At 65.3% G+C, this 1,812-nt stretch carries 1 protein-coding gene; it reads right to left on the bottom strand.

Going from position 1 to position 1,812, the window contains the following annotated elements; all coding sequences use genetic code 11:
- Positions 1-179: 179 nt before the first annotated feature.
- The coding region (locus tag IG178_RS24210) for an IS1182 family transposase (protein WP_226895739.1) at positions 180-1,812 on the bottom strand (1,633 nt) is incomplete at its 5' end.

Genomic DNA, 1,812 nt, shown 5'->3' with positions numbered 1-1,812 from the left:
CAACGAGACCGTCGGAAAACCCCGATTGAGCCCGTCGTTCCGTTGCCTTCCGATCATGCCGAGTGATGGACGTCGTTCCCGATTTCCGGGCGGGCATTTGATCTCCGGGGTCATGGCACTTCGTGATGGGCTCCTGTGACGCCCTGCGAAGACCACCGGTGCCGTGGGGCATGCCGGTCTCACCCCGTGGCGGGCACGCCGGTGCCGTATCCCGGCCGGTAGAGGGCGATCTTGCCGATGTTGTGCATGATGCTCCAGAGGTTCCAGATAACTCCCACCTTCTCGCGTCCGCGGTAGTTGATGCGGTTGAGGCCCTTGGCGTGTCGCAGGTTGGCGAAGATCGGTTCGATGGTGCCCATGCGGTAGCTGTAGCGGTGCCTGCCTACGGGGGTGTCGACCTTTTCCCGCATGGCCTTGCAATGGGGGCGTGCGGGCTCGATGCAGACGCTCAAAGTACGGCGTTTGCCGTTTTTACCCAGGCAGCGTGAGCGGAACTCGCAGATGCTGCAGAAGTCGCTTTCGATCTCGTATTTGTGGAAGGCGCCCTTGCCGCCGGCGGAGGTGCTGGTGCCGGGCTTGCGGCGGAGGACCTGGCCCTTGGGGCAGCGGTAGGTGCCGGCTTCCTCGTCGCGGGTGAAGTCGGCGGCGGTGAAGCGGCCGGTGTCCTTGGGGCGGACTTTGCGGAGGTGCTGGTCGCGGCCTTCGTAGCGCTCGTCGCGGTCGCGGTGGTTGGGGTCGGGTATGACGGCGTCGAGCCGGTGGGCGGCGCAGGCTTCGAGGTTGGGCTCGCTGTGGTAGTTGGCGTCGGCGAGGAGTTCCTTGCCGCGGTAGAAGTCGCCGCCGAGTCCGGCGGCCTCGGCGCGGGCGGAGGCTTGTTCGAAGAGTTCGCCGAGGACGCGGCCGTCCTGGCCGCCGTCGGGGATGTGGGCGCAGGTCACGATCTGGTGGGACCCGTCGGCAAGGGCCTGGCAGTTGTAGCCCTGGACGGTGCCTTTGGAGGTGTGCATCTTGCTGGACCCGGGGTCGGTCAGGTTGCTTTGCACTTCCTTTCCGGAGACGCCGGCGCGGGGTTCGTTTTCCGAAAGGAAGGCGTCGATCTTCGCGGCTTTGGCGATGAGCTTTTCGGCGGGTGTGAGGGTTTCGCCGGCGACTTCGGTCTTGCCCTTGGCGAGGCGGCGGTCGCGGCGCTTGTGCTCTTTCATGAGGGCGGCGGCCTTCTTGCGGAACTTGTCGCGCTTGCGCTTGAGGGTGTCAAAGGTGCCGCTCCATTCCTTGGCGGCGTCGGTGGGCAGCTTGAGGCCGTCGACGGCGAAGTGGGTGCCGTCGAGGAGGCCTTCCTCGTGGCAGACGGTGAGGACGTCGACGAAGACCTGCTCGACGTGCTTGCCGAGCTTGTGGATGAAGGCGGCGATGGTGGAATGGTCGGGGCCCTCGCCGCAGAGCAGGGCCATGAAGCGGATGTTGTGTTTGCAGGCGCGCTCGATCTTGCGCGAGGAGAGGATGCCCTGGGAGTAGGCGAATAGGATGGCCTTGAGCAGGAGCTTGGGCGGATAGGCGGGGCGGCCGGTGTCGTCGTTCTTGAACTCTTCGGCGAGGAAAGAGTCGTCGTAGCGGGCCTCGATGAGGTGGTGGAGGGCGAACACGAACGTGCCCGGTTCGATCTGTTCATCGAGGTTGACGGGGACGATGAGTCCCTGGGCGTAGTCGTAGGGCTTGAAGCGTGCCATGGCTCGCGTCCCGGGGAGCAGTGGCCGGGCCAGCGGGAGGAAATCGGGCTGGAACAGGGTGGGGTTTTTCGACAGTTTCAACAAG

The sequence above is a fragment of the Neoluteolibacter marinus genome (genome assembly GCF_014904755.1).
GTDB lineage: Bacteria > Verrucomicrobiota > Verrucomicrobiia > Verrucomicrobiales > Akkermansiaceae > Haloferula > Haloferula marina.
This window is presented reverse-complemented; position numbering and strand designations above follow the sequence as displayed.